Source organism: Bradyrhizobium denitrificans (genome assembly GCF_013179005.1).
Lineage (GTDB): Bacteria > Pseudomonadota > Alphaproteobacteria > Rhizobiales > Xanthobacteraceae > Bradyrhizobium > Bradyrhizobium denitrificans.
Genome location: NZ_JABFDP010000005.1, coordinates 71,611 through 88,307 on the forward strand (window position 1 = coordinate 71,611; position 16,697 = coordinate 88,307).

The following is a 16,697-nucleotide window of genomic DNA, read 5'->3' on the forward strand; positions in this document are numbered from 1 at the left end:
CACTCACGACATCGGGAACGGGCGGGAAGCGCATGAAGGACATCCTGGACACCCTCGAAACGCGGCGCGCGGGCGCGCGGCTGGGCGGCGGCGAGAAGCGCATTGAGGCGCAGCATGCGCGCGGCAAGCTGACGGCCCGCGAGCGCATCGAGCTCCTGCTCGACAAGGGCTCCTTCGAGGAGTTCGACATGTTCGTCGAGCACCGTTCGACCGAGTTCGGCATGGAGAAGACCAAGGTCCCCGGCGACGGGGTCGTCACCGGCTGGGGCACCGTCAACGGCCGCAAGACCTTCGTCTTTGCCAAGGATTTCACCGTGTTCGGCGGCTCGCTGTCCGAGACCCATGCGCTCAAGATCACCAAGCTGCAGGACATGGCGATGAAGGCGCGCGCGCCGATCATCGGCCTCTATGATGCCGGCGGCGCCCGCATCCAGGAGGGCGTCGCGGCGCTCGCGGGCTATTCCTATGTGTTCCGCCGCAACGTGCTGGCGTCCGGCGTGATCCCGCAGATCTCGGTCATCATGGGTCCCTGCGCCGGCGGCGACGTCTATTCGCCGGCCATGACCGACTTCATCTTCATGGTGAAGAACACCAGCTATATGTTTGTCACCGGGCCCGACGTCGTGAAGACCGTCACCAATGAGGTGGTCACGGCGGAAGAGCTCGGCGGTGCCTCCGTGCATGCGACGCGCTCTTCGATCGCCGACGGCGCCTTCGACAATGACGTCGAGACGCTGCTGCAGATGCGCCGTCTGATCGACTTCCTGCCGTCGAACAACACCGACGGCGTGCCGGAATGGCCGAGCTTCGACGACATCGAGCGCGTCGACATGTCGCTGGATACGCTGATCCCCGACAATCCGAACAAGCCCTATGACATGAAGGAGCTGATCCTGAAGGTCGTCGACGAGGGCGATTTCTTCGAGATTGCCGAGGGCTTCGCCAAGAACATCGTCACCGGCTTCGGTCGCATCGCCGGCCGCACGGTCGGCTTCGTCGCCAACCAGCCGATGGTGCTGGCGGGCGTGCTCGACTCGGACGCCTCGCGCAAGGCCGCGCGCTTCGTCCGCTTCTGCGATGCCTTCAACATCCCGATCGTCACCTTCGTTGACGTGCCGGGCTTCCTGCCTGGCACCGCGCAGGAATATGGCGGCCTGATCAAGCATGGCGCGAAGCTGCTGTTCGCCTATTCGCAGTGCACGGTGCCGCTGGTCACGGTCATCACCCGCAAGGCCTATGGCGGCGCCTTCGACGTCATGGCCTCCAAGGAGATCGGCGCCGACATGAACTACGCTTGGCCGACGGCGCAGATCGCGGTGATGGGCGCCAAGGGCGCGGTCGAGATCATCTTCCGCGCCGATATGGCGGACCCGGAGAAGATTGCCGCGCGCACCAAGGAATATGAGGACCGCTTCCTGTCGCCGTTCATCGCCGCCGAGCGCGGCTATATCGACGACGTGATCATGCCGCACTCCACCCGCCGCCGCATCGCCCGTGCGCTCGCGATGCTCAGGGACAAGAAGATGGAAATGCCGGCGAAGAAGCACGACAATCTGCCACTGTAAGCGCTGGTCGGAGATGATGGAGAGGGCGGCTCGCCGGCGTCCCGGCTGGGCCGCCCTCTGTTTTGACGGCCTGGTTTTTGACACGCTCGGCGATCGCGACGCGCCGCCAGCGGGGCGACGCGGCAATCTGGCGCCTCTGGCGGCCCTGGCGTTAAGCTTGCGGCTTAACTAAGCTTTAACGATGGGTTTGCGGGAACTGGGCCGCTGGCCTAGCTTGCTGGCCAGCCTGGGCGACGAGCCTTGGCGGATCGCTGGTGGGTCAGAAGAGTAGGGTTTGCGTATCATGGCTGATAGAACATCGGCGTTTCGGAAGTTGAGAGTTCTTTTCCTCGGGGCTTGCGCGGCCGCGCTGATGTTCTCCTCCGAGGCCGCATCGGCCCGTTCCGGCGCTGCGGTGGCCGCGCCGACTGCCGCGCCCCCCGCTGCGCCGAGCCAGGTCACCCCGCCGGCGCCGGGCCCCGGGCCCGCGATCCGTCATCATCACCCTCGCGGCTACCGCGCCTATCTGCCGGCGGCCGGCGCCTTCGCCTATGGCGGTGATGGCGGGCCGGCACCGCAGCAGATCCCCGAGCACACATCGGCCGACGTGCGTTACACTTATACCTACGACGTCCCGTGGGATTGGGCGCACCGCTACCCGCCGAATGTCGTGCCGTCCGATCGCCCTTATGTATCGAGCTGCCCGATGCAGACCGTGACCGTGCCGGGACGGCACGGCGGCGATCACAGCGTCACGATCACCCGCTGTTACTGACGTCTTGAGCTAGCTCAAGGCAGGGCAGGTGATGGCGCAATAGCTTCCAACGAATACCGACCGGCTTCGCTCGCGCGAGGTCGCGAGGTGACGAGGCCCGGACTCCTAGGCACTCCGGGCCTCGTTGTTTTCTGCTAGTCTCTTTCCATCCGCGCGAGTCGGAGGGAGGCTGCGATGGTCAGGCTGACAAGCCAGCCGTGTCGTGTGATCGTGCGTATCTGTCTGGCGCTGACGGTGTCGCTGGCAGTCGGCGCGGCGGCGCGCGCCGACGAGACTGTGACGATCGGCGGCTCGCGCGTGGCGCTGATCAGGCCGAAGGCGGTGCGCGCCAGCGTCATCCTGCTGCCCGGCGGCGACGGCGCCATCAATGTCGGTGATCGCGGCGACATTCATGGCCTGCTCGGCAATCAGCTGGTACGCACGCGCAACGCCTATGCGGCGCGCGGACTCGCCGTCATGGTTGCGGACGCCAACACGGATCTCAAGGCCGCCGTCGACTACATGGCCGCGATCAAACGACCGGTGACGGTGATCGGCACCAGCCGCGGCACCTTGCGCGCGGCGGAGGGGATCGCCCGCGGCGCCCGGCCGGATGCGCTGGTGCTGACCTCCGGCTTTCTCAGCCCGGAATCGGGCAGCTCATCGAATGTGATGTCGATCCTCGGCTCGCCATCGGCGCTGCCGCGTACGCTTGTCATCCACCACACCAGCGACGGCTGCAAGGTCACCTTGCCGGCCGGTGTCGATCCCTTCATCAAATGGTCCGGCGGCCGCGCCCGGGCGAAATGGTTGTCGGGCGGTGCGGAAGAGGGCGATCCGTGCCAGGCCCGGGGGCATCACGGCTTCAACGGGCTCGATGGTCAGGTGGTCTCGCTGGCCGCAGGGTTTCGTTGAGCAGCTGATTGCGGCCAGGCTTCGGCGACAGCACCAATCATATCATATCCAGAGGAAACAATGCCCTCCGCCATCTTCGTCGTCCGCGCCACCGTGCCAGATCCTGCCAAGCGCGATGAGTTCGATCGCTGGTATCGCGACGTGCATCTGCCCGATGCGATCAGGAGCTTCGGCGTCGCCAAGGCGTGGCGGGTCTGGAGCCTGTCCGATCCGGCGGTGCACCAGGCGATGTATCAGTTCGACGATGTCGCCGCGATGGAGCGCGCCGTGAGCGGCGCGGAGATGCAGCGGCTGATCGCGGATTTCAACCGCGATTGGCCGGACGTCACAAGGACGCGCGAGAGCTTCGTGCTGGCGCAGACGGTCCCCGCCTGAGCGGCGCGGAGGGCCGCGCAGCCGACAAGCGCTCCGGGGAGGTGATCTGCAGCAGCTGCCCGCTATCGGCTCAGGAAGTCCTTGAGCAGCGTATCGTATTTGTCCGACGCATCCAGAAACACGAGGTGGCCTGCATTGGCGATCACCTCGGCGCGTGCATCGCGCATCCGGCCCGCCAGGCTCTTCGCCAATTCGGCGTTCTGGCCCATCTGGGCGCGCAGATTTTCCGGCGCGTTCGGCCGACCCGGCGCGTTGTGATCGTCGGCCCCCATGATGAAAAGAGTCGGCTGTCCGATCAGCGGGATCTCGTGCACGACGGGCTCGCGGTAGATCATCTGATAGGAGCTGACAAAGCTCTTCAGCCAGCGCGGATAGTCGGCGCTGCCCTTGAGGTTGAAGCGGGCATCGATGAAGGGCGTGACCTGCTCGGGCGAAAGTTTCAGCGCATAGTTGCTCTCCAACTGCTTGCGATAGCCTTCGGCGGTGAGGCGGTCCTCGGTCTCCATGATCTTCTCTGACGCGATCGGCGGCACGTAGAGGCGGTAGTCTTCAAGCCCGATCGGCGCCGTGAGCACGAGATGCGCGACCCGGTCGGGAAAGGCGCGTGCGATGCGCACCGCCAGCATTCCGCCCATCGAATGCGCCACGATATCCACCTTGGCGATGCCGAGATGATCGAGCAGGGCCACCGTGTTGCGCGCCAGCGTGTCGAAATGCAGCTCGCCGGATGGTTTGGTTGATTTCCCGAACCCGACCTGGTCGGGCACAACGACCCGGAAGCCCTGCTCGGTCAGCGTCTTGATCACCGGGGCCCAATAGCTCGACGGAAAATTGCGACCGTGCAGCAGCAGCGCGGTGCGCCCGTTCGGCTGCGCGGGGGCGACATCCATATAGGCCATGCGCAATTGCTCACCGTCATTGACCAGCGGCAGCAGGTTGACGGGAAAGGGATAGGGGAACCCTTCGAGATTGATGCCATAGGGCTCGCGCGGGCCTTCCGCAGCCGGAGCGATGGCAGGCAAGAAGGCGAGCAGGGCAGCGCAGAGCGCGACGGCGAAACGGGACATGTGGACTCCAGGACGGATGGCGACGGCATGATCAGCCACTCCGCGGTGGCCCGCGTTCGCGCCAGGCGCAAGTCGTCGCGGGCCGCTGGCGATAAACAGCGCGTGATCGTCAGTCGCCGGTCGGCCCGAACAGCGCCGCGAAATGCTTTTCGCCGGCGCGGCTGAAATTCACCACCCGGCTGCCCGGCGTCGGATCGCGCGCCGCCCATTTCAACTCGGTGAAGCGCTTCATCAGCGCCGCACCGAGCGTTCCGGCCAGATGATGCCGCCTTGCGCTCCAGTCGAGGCAGGCCTTGCAGACCGGCCGGCGCGGGTGCGCCAGCATCTCCGGGGAGATCCGCAAATGGCGCGTCAGGAATTGCTCTCCGTCCTCGGTCAGGACGATCTCCTGCTTGCGCCGTCGCACCAGCTTCTGGCTGACCATGCTTTCGAGCATCTGCACGCCGAGGTCGCCCGCGAGATGGTCGTAGCAGATGCGGGCGCGGCGCAGCTCCGGCTCCTTCGGTCCGGTGCGCACCCGCATGTGACCGGCGCGCGCGGCAAGTCCGGCCAGCTTCTCCAGCACGTCGGCGACGTCAGGGTCGGCAAGCCGGTAGTAGCGGTGGCGGCCCTGCTTCTCAGGCTCGATCAGGCCGCCGCTCTCGAGCTTGGCGAGGTGCGAGCTCGCGGTCTGCGGCGTGACGCCGGCTTCCTGCGCGAGCTCGGTCGCGGTCAGGGCGCGACCCGACAGCAGGGCGGTCAGCATGTTGGCGCGGGCGGGGTCGCCGACCAGCGCAGCCACCATCGCGATGTCAGGTCCTGATTTCATAGTTCGATGCTAACCGAAGCATCGTCGTCGGGCAAGCAGATAGTGTCGATGCCGCAGAACACACCCGAGGTTGTCATGTCCATCACCGTCTTCATCCGCTATCGCATCGACCCGTTCAAGCGCGATGTCTTCGAAATCTACGCAAAGCAGTGGCTGTCGATCATCCCGCGCTGCGGCGGCGATCTGATCGGCTATTTCATGCCGCATGAAGGCACCAACAACATCGCCTACGGGCTGATTTCCTTCGACAGCCTCGCAGCTTACGAGCGCTACCGGACAGCGCTTCGCGGCGATGCCGAGGGCCGGGCGAATTTCGCGCTGGCTGAGGAGCACAAGCTCATTCTGGGCGAAGAACGAACATTTCTGCGCAATGTCGTGGCAGTGCCATGAGTGCGGTATTATCCTGGGGCAACGACGACGCAGGGAGGACGACATGGCGGTGACCACGGCAGACAAGCGCGCGGCGTTTCGCAGGCTGCATCAGGCGGGCTGCTTCATGCTGCCGAACCCGTTCGACATCGGGACGGCGAAGATGCTGCAGCAGCTCGGCTTCCAGGCGATCGCCTCGACCAGCGCCGGCTTCGCATGGTCGATCGGCAAGCCGGATACGGGCGTCGAACTGGAGGAGATGCTCGCGCATCTCACCTCGCTCAGCGCCGCCGTCGACATTCCCGTGAACGCCGATTTCGAAGGCGGTTTCGCCGACGCGCCGGACGGTGTCGCGGCGAATGTGACGCGCGCGGTGGCGACCGGGATTGCGGGACTCTCCATCGAGGATTCGACGGGCGATGCGTCGCATCCGCTGTATGAGCGCGCGCTCGCGGTGGAGCGAATCCGTGCGGCGCGGCAGGCCATCGATGCGACCGGCGCTGACGTGCTGCTGACGGGGCGCTGCGAGGCCTATTTGTGGGGACGCAAGGATCTTGCGCTGGTCATCGACCGTCTCCGCGCCTATGCGGAGGCCGGCGCCGATTGCCTCTATGCGCCCGGGATCACTACGCCTGAGGACGTTGCTGAGATCGTGAAGGCGGTGGGCCCGAAGCCGGTCAATCTGTTGAACGGTGGAGGCGCATTCAGCCTCCAGCAGGCCGAGGCGCTCGGTGTTCGCCGCATCAGCATCGGCGGCGCTCTCGCGCGGATGGCCTGGGCAGGCGTGATGCGCGCCGCGAAGGACATGGCGGAGCAGGGCAGCTTCGCTGTGCTCGCCGACCGCTACACGGGTGATCTCGACGCGATGTTCAAGGCGTGACCAAAACGACGACAGCGGGCGAAGCATCGCCCGCTGTCTGCCGTTCGTCGCGTAGTGGCGTTGTGCTAATAGCGGTCCGTTCCGATACCGACGCTCACGCCGGGGGCGCGAATGCCGATGCCGCCGCGGTCCTCATAGCTGCGCCGCTCGATATAGCGTTCGCGCGGTGCATAGCCGTAGGAATCGCGGTCCTCGTCCTGAATGATGACGCGGCGTTCGCGACGTTCGCGCCAGCAACGGCCGTCCTCATTGCAGATCATCCGGACGTTGTGGGTCTCCCTGTGCGGAAGCATCGAAACGTCGGGAGTGACGGGAGCAGCGGACGCGGCGGTCATCACGAGCGTGCCTGCTGCGGCGGCGAGAGCGAGAGCCTTCATCACATGCCTCCTCGGTTCAAATCCAGTCTGGTGACGCAGAGCCAATCGGTGTGACTGCCGATCGTTCCACCTCATCCTTGCTAGCTGTTCTTTTAGTTGGTTCGGATCGGAAGGAACTTGCCGAACGGGATGACATGGAAAAGAGGCGGCGGGTGGCTTGACACCCGTCGCCCAGTTGGCCGGCGGCTGAGGGCCGCCCGCGAGATTACTTGCCGCTGTTGGTCTGGCCGGCCGGCGCTGGCGGCGGAGTCGTCCGGTCACCCGCTGCGCCGGTCGTGACGCGCGGCGAACTGTTCGAGGCACCGCCATTGCTGGTCGAGGCCGATTGGGATGCCGGCGCGGTGCTCGCCTGGTCGCTATGCATTGACATGTTGTTCAGGCCATAGAACACGGCGCCGAGCAGGATGGCGATGCCCAGGGCATAGGCCGCGATGCGGCCGGTCGACGACCGGCCTTCGGTCAGTTCAGGATCCGGCTGCAGCCGGCTGTCCATGCGCGCTGCACGCTCATACTCCGGACCCGTCACGCCGGCGCCGGTGATATCGGCTCCAGGCAGATCCGCTCTGGACATGCCGGGCCGGCCCGCCATGTCCGGGCGATTCATGCCATCAGGATAACGCTCATTCGGTAGCCGTTCATTGGCCATGTGATCCTCCTCTTGATGTGCCTCGACAACCAGCGGCTCCCCGGGTCCGTTCCGCGAAACCTTGCGAAAACCCGTGCTGGCCTGCCGCATGCTGCGCGCTAAGGTTCCTTGCGCGCGCTTTGCGATTCTTGGAGCTTGTCGATGTGGAACCTGCCGCCGGCCGATAGCGTGCTGCATCTGTTGTCGTGGCTGGCGCTGGCCGCACAGGCGATGACGGCGGCGCTGGCGGCCGGTCGTCGCAGCATGGACTGGATGGGCGTCTGCCTGCTCGGCGCGATCACTGCGCTCGGCGGCGGCACCTTGCGCGACGTATTACTGGGACATTATCCGCTCGCCTGGGTCGAGCGGCCGTCGTTGCTGCTGCTGACCGTGTTGGCCCCCTTTGTCACCATCGCAATGGCGCGTCTGGTGCATCGGCTGACGATGGCCTTCCTTGTCCTCGACGCCATCGGCCTGGTCGTCTTCACCATTGCCGGCTGCGACATCGCCTGGCAGATGAACGTACCGATCGGCATCGTCATCGTCGCCGGCATGATCACGGGCTGCGCGGGTGGGGTGCTGCGCGACATCCTGTGCAACGACGTGCCGCTGCTGTTTCGCGCGGAGCTCTATGCCAGCGTGTCGTTGCTGACGGGCCTGCTTTACGCGGGCGGGCTCTCCCTCGGACTCGCAGGCGGCATCCTGACGGCGCTGAGCTTTGCGTTCGGGCTGGCGTTTCGGCTGCTCGCGATCCGCTACAAATGGAACATGCCGCGCTTCGTCTTCACCGGCGAGGAGCAGCGCTGAGGCTCGGCAGCCATTATCTCGCGTTGCACAACGGGGCAGCGCAGGAATCACCGCGCTGAAACGGTTCGGTAACCGTCCGCCGGTGGCCGGAAAGCGATGGCGCGCATCATCCCATTTCGTCCGGGCCGTGGTTTTCGACAGAAAGCGCAAAAGCCGTGGCACCGCCCGCCACGAAATTGCGATTTCGGTTGGCTGCCCTGCGTCCGCGAGATTTGTAATGCGCATTCTGCAAAAGCCGACATAAATGATTGGCAGAACGCGCGCTTCCGCCGGCGGCGGCATCCGCGCACCCCGATAAAGCACGGCAAGAGGGCGGAATGGGCATCAACGAGAGCGAGATCAATCTCGACCAGAAATACACCGCTGATACCGGCCATATTTTCCTGACCGGCATCCAGGCCCTGGTGCGGCTGCCGATGGCCCAGATCCGGCGCGACCGCGCTGCCGGGCTCAACACTGCGGGCTTCATCTCCGGTTATCGCGGCTCGCCGCTCGGCGGCTACGATCAGCAGCTGTTCTCGGCCCGCAAGCATCTCGAGCAGTACAACATCAAGTTCCAGCCGGGTGTGAACGAGGACCTCGCGGCCACCGCGATCTGGGGCTCGCAGCAGCTGCATCTGTCGCCCGGCGGCAAATATGACGGCGTGGTCGGCATCTGGTACGGCAAGGGCCCCGGCGTCGACCGCTGCGGCGACGTGTTCCGCCATGGCAACGCCGCCGGCTCCGCCAAGAACGGTGGCGTGCTGTGCCTCGCCGGCGACGACCACGGCGCCAAGTCCTCGACCGTGCCGCATCAGTCCGACCATGCCTTCATGTCGGCGTTGATGCCCTACCTCTACCCGTCGTCGATCCATGAGATGATCGAGATGGGCCTGCTCGGCATTGCGATGTCGCGCTATTCCGGCTGCTGGGTCGGCATGAAGGTGATCACCGAGACGGTCGAGACCACCGCCGAGATCAACCTCAACGACGAGATGACACCCTTCGTCATTCCCACCGATTTCGAGATGCCGCCGGGTGGCCTCAATTTGCGCTGGCCCGACGACCGCTTCGACCAGGACCGCCGGCTACAGGACTACAAGGGCTTTGCCGCGATCGCCTTCGCCCGCGCGAACAAGGTCAACCGCGTCACGATGGATAGCCCGAACGCCCGCTACGGCATCATGGCGTCGGGCAAGAGCTATGAGGACATCCGCCAGGCGCTGCGCGAGCTCGGTATCACCGAGGAGGTTGCCGCCAAGATTGGGCTCAGGCTCTACAAGATCGGCATGCCCTGGCCGCTGGAGCCGGAGGGTGTGCGGCAATTCGCGGTCGGCCTCGAGGAAATCTTCATCGTCGAGGAGCGCCGCGAGATCGTCGAGAACCAGGTGAAGCAGGAGCTGTTCAACTGGCGCGACGACGTCCGTCCCCGCATCGTCGGCAAGATGGACGAGCACGACAAGCGTTTCCTGCCGTTCGCCACCGAGCTCTCCGTCGCCTCGCTCGCCACGTCGCTGACCGAGCGTCTTCTCCGCCTCGATCTCAACCCCGAGATCAAGGCCATGCTGCGCGCCAAGGCCGACTGGTTCAACGGCCGCGACGCGTCGCAGATGCAACTGGTGTCGCCGGTCGCGCGCACGCCGTATTTCTGTTCCGGCTGTCCGCACAACACCTCGACCAAGGTGCCCGAGGGTAGCCGCGCGCTGGCCGGCATCGGCTGTCACTTCATGTCGTTGTGGATGAACCGCAACACCGAGACCTTCACCCATATGGGCGGCGAAGGCGTGCCGTGGGTCGGTATCGCGCCGTTCACGAACGAGAACCACATCTTCGCCAATCTCGGCGACGGCACCTATTTCCATTCCGGCAGCCTCGCGATCCGCCAGGCGATCGCCTCCAAGGCCAACATCACCTACAAGATCCTCTACAACGACGCGGTCGCGATGACCGGCGGCCAGCGCCATGACGGCGACCTGTCGCCGCAGCAGATCACCTTCCAGCTGCACGCCGAGGGCATCCGCGAGATCTATTTGGTCTCGGAGAATCCCGACGCTTATCCGGCGGACAGCATCGCGCCGGGCGTCAAAACAGCGCATCGCGACGAGCTCGAGAACGTCATGAAGACGCTGCGCCAGACCAAGGGCGCCTCGGCCATCGTGTTCGTGCAGACCTGTGCGGCCGAGAAGCGCCGCCGCCGCAAGCGCGGCACGATGGAGGATCCGCAGCGCCGCGTGTTCATCAACCCGGCCGTCTGCGAAGGCTGCGGGGACTGCTCGGTGCAGTCGAACTGCATCTCGGTCGAGCCGCTGGAGACCGAGCTCGGCCGCAAGCGCGTCATCAATCAGTCCTCCTGCAACAAGGACTATTCCTGCGTGAAGGGCTTCTGCCCATCCTTCGTCACCATCGACGGCGGCAAGCCGCGCTCGCGCGCGCCGGCCGAGCTCGGCGACATCGGCGAGATGCCGGAGCCGCTGACCAAGCCGTCGCTGGACCGGCCCTACAACGTCGCGGTCGGCGGTGTCGGCGGCACCGGCGTGCTGACCATCGGTGCGCTGCTCGGTATGGCCGCGCACATCGAGGGCAAGGCTTCGATGATCCTCGACATGTCGGGCCTCGCGCAGAAGGGCGGCGCGGTGCTGAGCCACGTCCGCCTGTCGCAGAACACCGCCGACGTGACCTGCTCGCGCATCGTCACCGGCACCGCCGATCTCGTCATCGCCGCCGATGAGGTGGTGGCCGGCGCCAAGGAGACGATCACGCTGTGCGATGCCGAACGCACCCATGGCGTGATCAACAGCCATCTGATACCGACTGCCGACTTTGTGCTCAATCGCGACTTCAACTTTCAGAACCGCAAGGTGACGAGCCTGCTCGAGACCGCGCTGCGCAAGGACTCCACATTCTTCGATTTCACCAAGCCAGCCGAGGCGCTGCTCGGCGATTCCATCGCCACCAACATGATGATGATGGGCTACGCCTATCAGAAGGGCCTGCTGCCGCTCTCGGCCGAGGCGATCGAGAAGGCGATCGCGATCAATGGCGTTGCGGTGAAGATGAACACCGAGGCGTTCCGGCTCGGCCGTCTGGTGGTCGTCAATCCCGAGCGCGTCGCCGCGATGATGACCGGCCAGGACGAGACGGTGCCGCCGAAAGCGCTCGACGCCATGACGCTGGACGAGATCATCGCCCATCGCATGACCTATCTCACGGCGTATCAGAACGCACGGCTCGCCAAGCGCTATCGCAAGCTGGTCGACCAGGTTCGCGACGCCGCCGACAAGGGTGGCTATGGCGAAGCGCTGCCGCGCGCGGTCGCGATCAATTACGCAAAACTGCTCGCCTACAAGGACGAGTACGAGGTGGCGCGGCTGTTCTCGGACGGCACCTTCGAGAAGCAGCTGCACGACGCCTTCGAGGGTGATTACAAGATCTCTTTCAACCTCGCGCCGCCGATCTTCAATTCCGGCCTGGACCCGCAGGGCCGTCCGAAGAAGAAAAGCTATGGCCCGGGCATGATGAAGATGTTCCGGCTGCTGGCGAAGCTGAAGAGCCTGCGCGGTACGCCGCTCGACATCTTCGGCTATTCCGCCGAGCGCAAGATGGAGCGCGACCTGATCGCCGGCTACGAGAAGGACGTCGCGACCGTGCTGAGCCTGCTGTCGCCGGCCAACGCCGACATCGCGGCCGAATTCCTGTCGCTGCCCGACAAGATCCGCGGCTACGGCCCGGTCAAGGACAAGGCGGTGCAGGACGCCAAGGCGCGCTACGCCCAGCTCGCCGCCGACCTCGCCAGCCCGCCGCCCGCGCCACGGCAGATGGCGGCGGAGTAGGGCTTGGCCTCTCCGTCATTGCGAGGAGCGGAGCGACGAAGCAATCCAGAGTCCTCGTGACGTCCTGGATCGCTTCGCTGCGCTCGCCGAGAGTCGGCGTCCGCATGAGCGAAGCGCCACGAGCCCGCCAGACGCATCAATTCGCCATCCGCTCCCGGCTCATGCGCAGCGTCACGACGAGGCCTTCGGCGGACCAGTCGAAGGCGATGGTGCCGCCGAGCTGGGCGCTCATGCTGCGATGGATCAGTTTGCTGCCGAAGCCTTCGGTGGTGTCGGCCGACTTCGGCGGCCCGCCGCGCTCGGTCCACATGATCACCACTTCGTCGTCATGCGCGCTGCACGACACGTCCAGCGTGCCGCTCGAAACCGACAGCGAGCCGTATTTCGCCGAGTTGGTCGCGAGCTCGTGGATGACCAGTGCCAATGTCGTGCTCGAGCGTTCTCCGACATTCATCTTGGGCACCGACACGCGGATGCGGACGCTGGCGCCTTTCTCGTCGTAAGGGGCAAGCAGCACGGAGACGAGATCGCCGAGCAGGGCCGCAGCGCTCGTCCGGCCTGGCCTTGAATGGATCAGGTCCTGCGCACGGCCCAGCGCGATCAACCGGCTGGCGAGATCATGGGCCATGTCCTCCTTCGTCGCCGCCGTGCGCGACGTCATCTGCGTCAGTGCCGTGGCGATCGTCAGCAGGTTCTTGACCCGGTGGCTCATCTCGCCCGCCAGCAGCTCGTTGGCTTCTTCGGCCTGCTTGCGCTGGGTCACGTCGAGGAAGATACCGAACATCAGCCGGTCGGCGATGTCGGCGTCATCGCCTTGGCCGCGCGCTGAGATCCAGCGGACCTCGCCATCAGCCAGAATGCGGAAATCGATCTCATAGGCGCCGACGATGGATCGCGTCGCGGAGAACGCCGATCTCACCCGCTCCAGATCGGCCGGATGGATGTTCCGCGACAGGACCTCGAACGTGATCTGGCCGTGGGTTTTGGACACCTCCCACAGCTCATAGGCACGCTCATCCATCGTGATGGCGTCGGTGTCGACGTTCCACGACCACAGGGCGACGCCAGCCGCTTTGGTTGCGGCGCGCAGATGCTTTTCGTGCCAGACTGGCATGCTCGCGCCCTCGGCGGGCATCACAATCGCTCCCCCTTGTCGTCGCGGCCTCCGCGCCCGCGACGCGCGGTGCGGCGGCAGCCCTTCGGGCTAGGCCGCTGCGGCCACCTCGTCGATCGAGGACATGACGGCCTCGGTCGCCGTCTGATGAACCATGTGGCCAGCGCCGCGAACCCGGCGAAACGTGCTGTGGCTGATAGCCTGATGCAGACGCCGGGATTGCGCGTCGATATCGATCAGGCGGTCCTGGTCGCCGGCAACGATCACGACCGGCATCTTCAAGTCACCGTAGGCCTTCCTGAAGCGGAATGCATCGGGAATCATGAGGGCGGCTTCTGCGGCGGAGGCGCGGATCTGCGACGGGCGGACCGCCAGTTCCTTCGGAAAACCGGCAAACTTGGCCGGCACCGACCGGGGACCGAACAGCTTGGCCATCAGCAGCGGCCACATCATGCGGCTGATCAGGGGAGAGATCGTGTAGCGCAGAATGTCGCCCAGCAGCGGAATGGCGGGAGCGGATCCTGCCACCACGTCGGAACGGAAGGTCGGATAGTAATAGCCGGAGGCGAGCACCATGCCCTTGACCATGGCGGGATGTTCGAGGGCCAGCGCAACCGCCACGGAGGCGCCCCAGGAGTGGCCGAGGACGAAGGCCTCCGACACGCCCAACCGGTCGAGCGCGCTCTTGATCAAGCCGGCCTGCGCCGTCGGCGTCCAGACGACATTGCGCGGCCGGTCGCTGTGGCCGAAGCCCGGCCGATCGAACGCGATCACGCGGTAGTTCTGCGCAGCCAGGTCGATCAGCCCGCTTGAGGCGAAGTCCTGGATCATGCTGCCGTTGCCATGCAGCAGCACCAGCGGCATGCCGGTGCCGCGCTCGACATAATGCAGCCGGACGCCGTCGACATCCATGAACTGGCCGGCAGGCGGATTGGCCCGTTCGGCGGACTTGGCCAGCCGGCGATTGATCAGGGCGGTGACGACCAAGGCGGCCGTGGTCGCTGCTGCTGCCAGCAGAAAGGGATGAGTCTTGGACAGCGACTTGCCGCGACGCGCCAGAGGCCTCAAGGATGGAACTGGGCTGGCAAGGAGGCTCGGCGTTGATGCTGCCAGTGCACGTGCCGTGGTCCGGGCTGCGGTCATGATCTGCCCTCATGGAAAGGCGTGCATGACAGCCGGAGGATCCGGGAAATGATGCAGCGCAGGGGCAACGGCCGGTCACGCGCTTCGTTCCGTGACGCCGCTTGCGCGATTTGAGCTGACGCGGGGTGACCCGAGTGACGTCCGGGACATTTCGGTCACGGGACGGAGGAGAGATGCCAACACTCGCAAGCTCAATTGCGCTGTTTGAGCTGGTTGATCACTGCATCGACATCGACCGTGTTGCGAGGGCAGTTCGTCCGCATCGAGAGGATCCCCCGATCTCGCAATCGGCGAACCTCGAGGGCGGACTTCGTGACAAAGCAATCCAGAGTTTGGGCAGCTCTGGATTGTCGTGCTGATCGCATTGCTCAGGAGCAATGCGATCGAACGTGCGATGAGTGCACGTCCTCGATCGATGGACGCCACGGACCTATCTGCCGCTCGTTGCGACCTTGGGCGCGCTATCGTTTGGTGAACGTGTAGCCGTCCAGCTTGGCGCCGTTGAAGTAGGTCCCCGGGAAGTCGCCGAACCGGACCACGGATTCGCCATTGGCAGGGTCGAGGATCAGCAGGCTGTCCCCGAGCACCCCGGCGATCGCCACCACGTGTGAGCCGGAGTTGTCACGCCAGGTGATGTCGACCGCGATCGGCCGGCCCGCATTGATCTGGGCCGCAATCTGCTGGAGGCTGACGTCGGCGCCGTGATAGCTGTCGAAATTGCCGGTGACCTTCAGTGGATCGGTCACGCCGCCGGATTTCAGATAGCGGCGATCTATCCCATAGGCGGCGTCGTCGAGGATGAACTCGACTGCCTTGTCGTAGGGATTCGCGAGGGCCTTGGCGAGCGCCGGGTGGTCCCTGAGCACCTGCGCGCTGGGGCATGCGCTCGTGTTGGAGGGGAAGCCGTTGATGTTATGCCCCACCACCGTCATGATCTGGCACTGCGTCCAGGTGCTTGCCGGATTATAGAAATGGTTGATGCTGGTCGCGACGGCCATCCAGCACCACTCATTGGATTCCTGGTACTGCATGCGCAGTCCCATATTGTTAGGTCGCGGTGGCAGGTAAGTCTGGACCTCCAGCGGCTTGGCGTCGAGCACGGTGATGTCGGTGACGACGTTGATGGCTGAGCCCCAGTCGGCATTGACCACGAAAGTGACGCCGTGGTTCGGATCGTAGGGCGGGCCGTGAGGCGCGATGTTCGATACAGTAATCGATGCCGCTCCGATGAAGCGGGCGTGCTGGGCGTTGTATTCGGAGGCGGTGACCAGAACGACGGAGTCGTGGTCGATCGCCGGCCAGTTGAAATTGAGCGTCTCGCGGCCACGGAACGCTCCCCAATATTTTCGAATCGTACGGGGCATGTGCCTGTTCCTGGTTCGATCAAGAAACTACAGCTGCACTTCGATGGGCGGATTGTCGAGGACGGTGATGTCGGTGACGATCGGCAGCGGGCTGCCCCAATCGACCTTCACCACGAAGGTCACGCCATGGTTGGGATCGAAGGGTGGTCCGTGCGGGGCAATGTTCTCGACCGTGATGTTGGCGGCGCCGATGAAGCGGTGCTCGTTGCTGGGGGGCGTTGTCGTCTGATACTCGGCTGCCGTGATCAGCACGACGGAATCGTGGTTGATAAGTGGCCAGTTGAAGTTGAGCGTCGCGCGGCCCTTCATCGGACCCCAGAATTTGCGGATCGTCCTCGGCATTGCTCTCTCCTGTCGGTAGATGACGTGATCGGCCGGAACTGTGTTTCAGCAACGGAAGATGAGATCGAGCCGGAGCGGCGGGGCTCGAACTTTCGACGTTGAGCGACCCGACGGTCGCGCAGCTGGCATGCACGATGCGGCATCGTCGAACACCGTTCGGCGATCGGTCTTGGCTGTCGGCGGCTCGTATGGCAGCCTGCCTCAAGTTGTCGGGCTGAGCCCGGATTGGGTTCATGAAGAAAGACACGTCGGCCATTTCTGCAACTTCGGGTCGTCGCATGCCGGCGGAGCGCGGGGCCCAGTCTTGACTGACGCCAGCGTCGCGTCGCGCAGCCAACTGCCCGTCGGGCAGATGGCGCTTTACGAAAAACAGAAATCGTGTTCTACTGCGCCGATCCCGCCTC

16 protein-coding genes are annotated in these 16,697 nt (G+C 65.0%); 8 read left to right on the plus strand and 8 right to left on the minus strand.

Annotated elements, in window-relative coordinates; all coding sequences use genetic code 11:
* The first annotated feature begins 32 nt into the window (after nucleotides 1–32).
* From HL671_RS06455 to HL671_RS06470, 4 genes are all read left to right on the plus strand, one after another.
* Entirely contained in the window at nucleotides 33–1,565 is a 1,533-nt protein-coding gene (locus tag HL671_RS06455; protein WP_012045010.1) for an acyl-CoA carboxylase subunit beta, read from the plus strand.
* A 283-nt stretch (nucleotides 1,566–1,848) separates the two neighbouring features.
* Nucleotides 1,849–2,319, plus strand: a complete 471-nt coding sequence (locus HL671_RS06460) for a hypothetical protein (RefSeq protein WP_172235910.1) — start codon at nucleotides 1,849–1,851, stop codon at nucleotides 2,317–2,319.
* 174 nt (nucleotides 2,320–2,493) lie between these two features.
* The gene (locus HL671_RS06465) at nucleotides 2,494–3,213 is read left to right on the plus strand and encodes an alpha/beta hydrolase (RefSeq protein WP_012045008.1); all 720 of its coding nucleotides are present in this window, start codon (nucleotides 2,494–2,496) and stop codon (nucleotides 3,211–3,213) included.
* 60 nt (nucleotides 3,214–3,273) lie between these two features.
* Entirely contained in the window at nucleotides 3,274–3,588 is a 315-nt protein-coding gene (locus HL671_RS06470; RefSeq protein WP_012045007.1) for an EthD domain-containing protein, read from the plus strand.
* A gap of 62 nt (nucleotides 3,589–3,650) precedes the next feature.
* Here HL671_RS06470 and HL671_RS06475 read toward each other — a convergent pair whose 3' ends face one another.
* Together HL671_RS06475 and HL671_RS06480 are read right to left on the minus strand one after the other, a co-directional pair.
* The gene (locus tag HL671_RS06475; RefSeq protein ID WP_012045006.1) at nucleotides 3,651–4,655 is read right to left on the minus strand and encodes an alpha/beta fold hydrolase; all 1,005 of its coding nucleotides are present in this window, start codon (nucleotides 4,653–4,655) and stop codon (nucleotides 3,651–3,653) included.
* A 109-nt stretch (nucleotides 4,656–4,764) separates the two neighbouring features.
* The gene (locus HL671_RS06480; protein WP_246579397.1) at nucleotides 4,765–5,463 is read right to left on the minus strand and encodes a winged helix-turn-helix domain-containing protein; all 699 of its coding nucleotides are present in this window, start codon (nucleotides 5,461–5,463) and stop codon (nucleotides 4,765–4,767) included.
* A 75-nt stretch (nucleotides 5,464–5,538) separates the two neighbouring features.
* Between HL671_RS06480 and HL671_RS06485 the strand changes: the two genes are divergently transcribed.
* Nucleotides 5,539–5,853 (plus strand): NIPSNAP family protein, encoded by a 315-nt coding sequence (locus HL671_RS06485; protein WP_012045004.1) that lies wholly within the window; start codon nucleotides 5,539–5,541, stop codon nucleotides 5,851–5,853.
* Nucleotides 5,854–5,896: 43 nt separating this feature from the next.
* A complete protein-coding gene (locus HL671_RS06490; protein ID WP_172235911.1) occupies nucleotides 5,897–6,712 on the plus strand; it encodes an isocitrate lyase/PEP mutase family protein in 816 nt (271 codons plus the stop codon).
* A 65-nt stretch (nucleotides 6,713–6,777) separates the two neighbouring features.
* Here HL671_RS06490 and HL671_RS06495 read toward each other — a convergent pair whose 3' ends face one another.
* Both HL671_RS06495 and HL671_RS06500 read right to left on the minus strand, forming a co-directional pair.
* Nucleotides 6,778–7,089, minus strand: a complete 312-nt coding sequence (locus HL671_RS06495; protein WP_172235912.1) for a hypothetical protein — start codon at nucleotides 7,087–7,089, stop codon at nucleotides 6,778–6,780.
* 205 nt (nucleotides 7,090–7,294) lie between these two features.
* Entirely contained in the window at nucleotides 7,295–7,735 is a 441-nt protein-coding gene (locus tag HL671_RS06500; RefSeq protein ID WP_172235913.1) for a hypothetical protein, read from the minus strand.
* Nucleotides 7,736–7,876: 141 nt separating this feature from the next.
* Here HL671_RS06500 and HL671_RS06505 point away from each other — a divergent pair, with 141 nt between their 5' ends.
* On the plus strand, nucleotides 7,877–8,521 hold the full coding sequence (locus HL671_RS06505) for a trimeric intracellular cation channel family protein (RefSeq protein WP_012045000.1): 645 nt from the start codon (nucleotides 7,877–7,879) through the stop codon (nucleotides 8,519–8,521).
* Between the two features lie 317 nt (nucleotides 8,522–8,838).
* Entirely contained in the window at nucleotides 8,839–12,330 is a 3,492-nt protein-coding gene (locus tag HL671_RS06510) for an indolepyruvate ferredoxin oxidoreductase family protein (RefSeq protein ID WP_172235914.1), read from the plus strand.
* A gap of 136 nt (nucleotides 12,331–12,466) precedes the next feature.
* Here HL671_RS06510 and HL671_RS06515 read toward each other — a convergent pair whose 3' ends face one another.
* The 4 genes from HL671_RS06515 to HL671_RS06530 all read right to left on the minus strand — a co-directional run bounded on the left by HL671_RS06515 (nucleotide 12,467) and on the right by HL671_RS06530 (nucleotide 16,293).
* A complete protein-coding gene (locus tag HL671_RS06515; RefSeq protein ID WP_041751583.1) occupies nucleotides 12,467–13,444 on the minus strand; it encodes a sensor histidine kinase in 978 nt (325 codons plus the stop codon).
* Nucleotides 13,445–13,534: 90 nt separating this feature from the next.
* A complete protein-coding gene (locus HL671_RS06520; protein WP_012044997.1) occupies nucleotides 13,535–14,587 on the minus strand; it encodes an alpha/beta fold hydrolase in 1,053 nt (350 codons plus the stop codon).
* A gap of 461 nt (nucleotides 14,588–15,048) precedes the next feature.
* Nucleotides 15,049–15,951, minus strand: coding sequence for a papain-like cysteine protease family protein (locus HL671_RS06525; RefSeq protein ID WP_172235915.1), 903 nt, complete (start codon nucleotides 15,949–15,951; stop codon nucleotides 15,049–15,051).
* 27 nt (nucleotides 15,952–15,978) lie between these two features.
* Nucleotides 15,979–16,293 (minus strand): hypothetical protein, encoded by a 315-nt coding sequence (locus tag HL671_RS06530; protein WP_012044995.1) that lies wholly within the window; start codon nucleotides 16,291–16,293, stop codon nucleotides 15,979–15,981.
* Nucleotides 16,294–16,697: the final 404 nt, after the last annotated feature.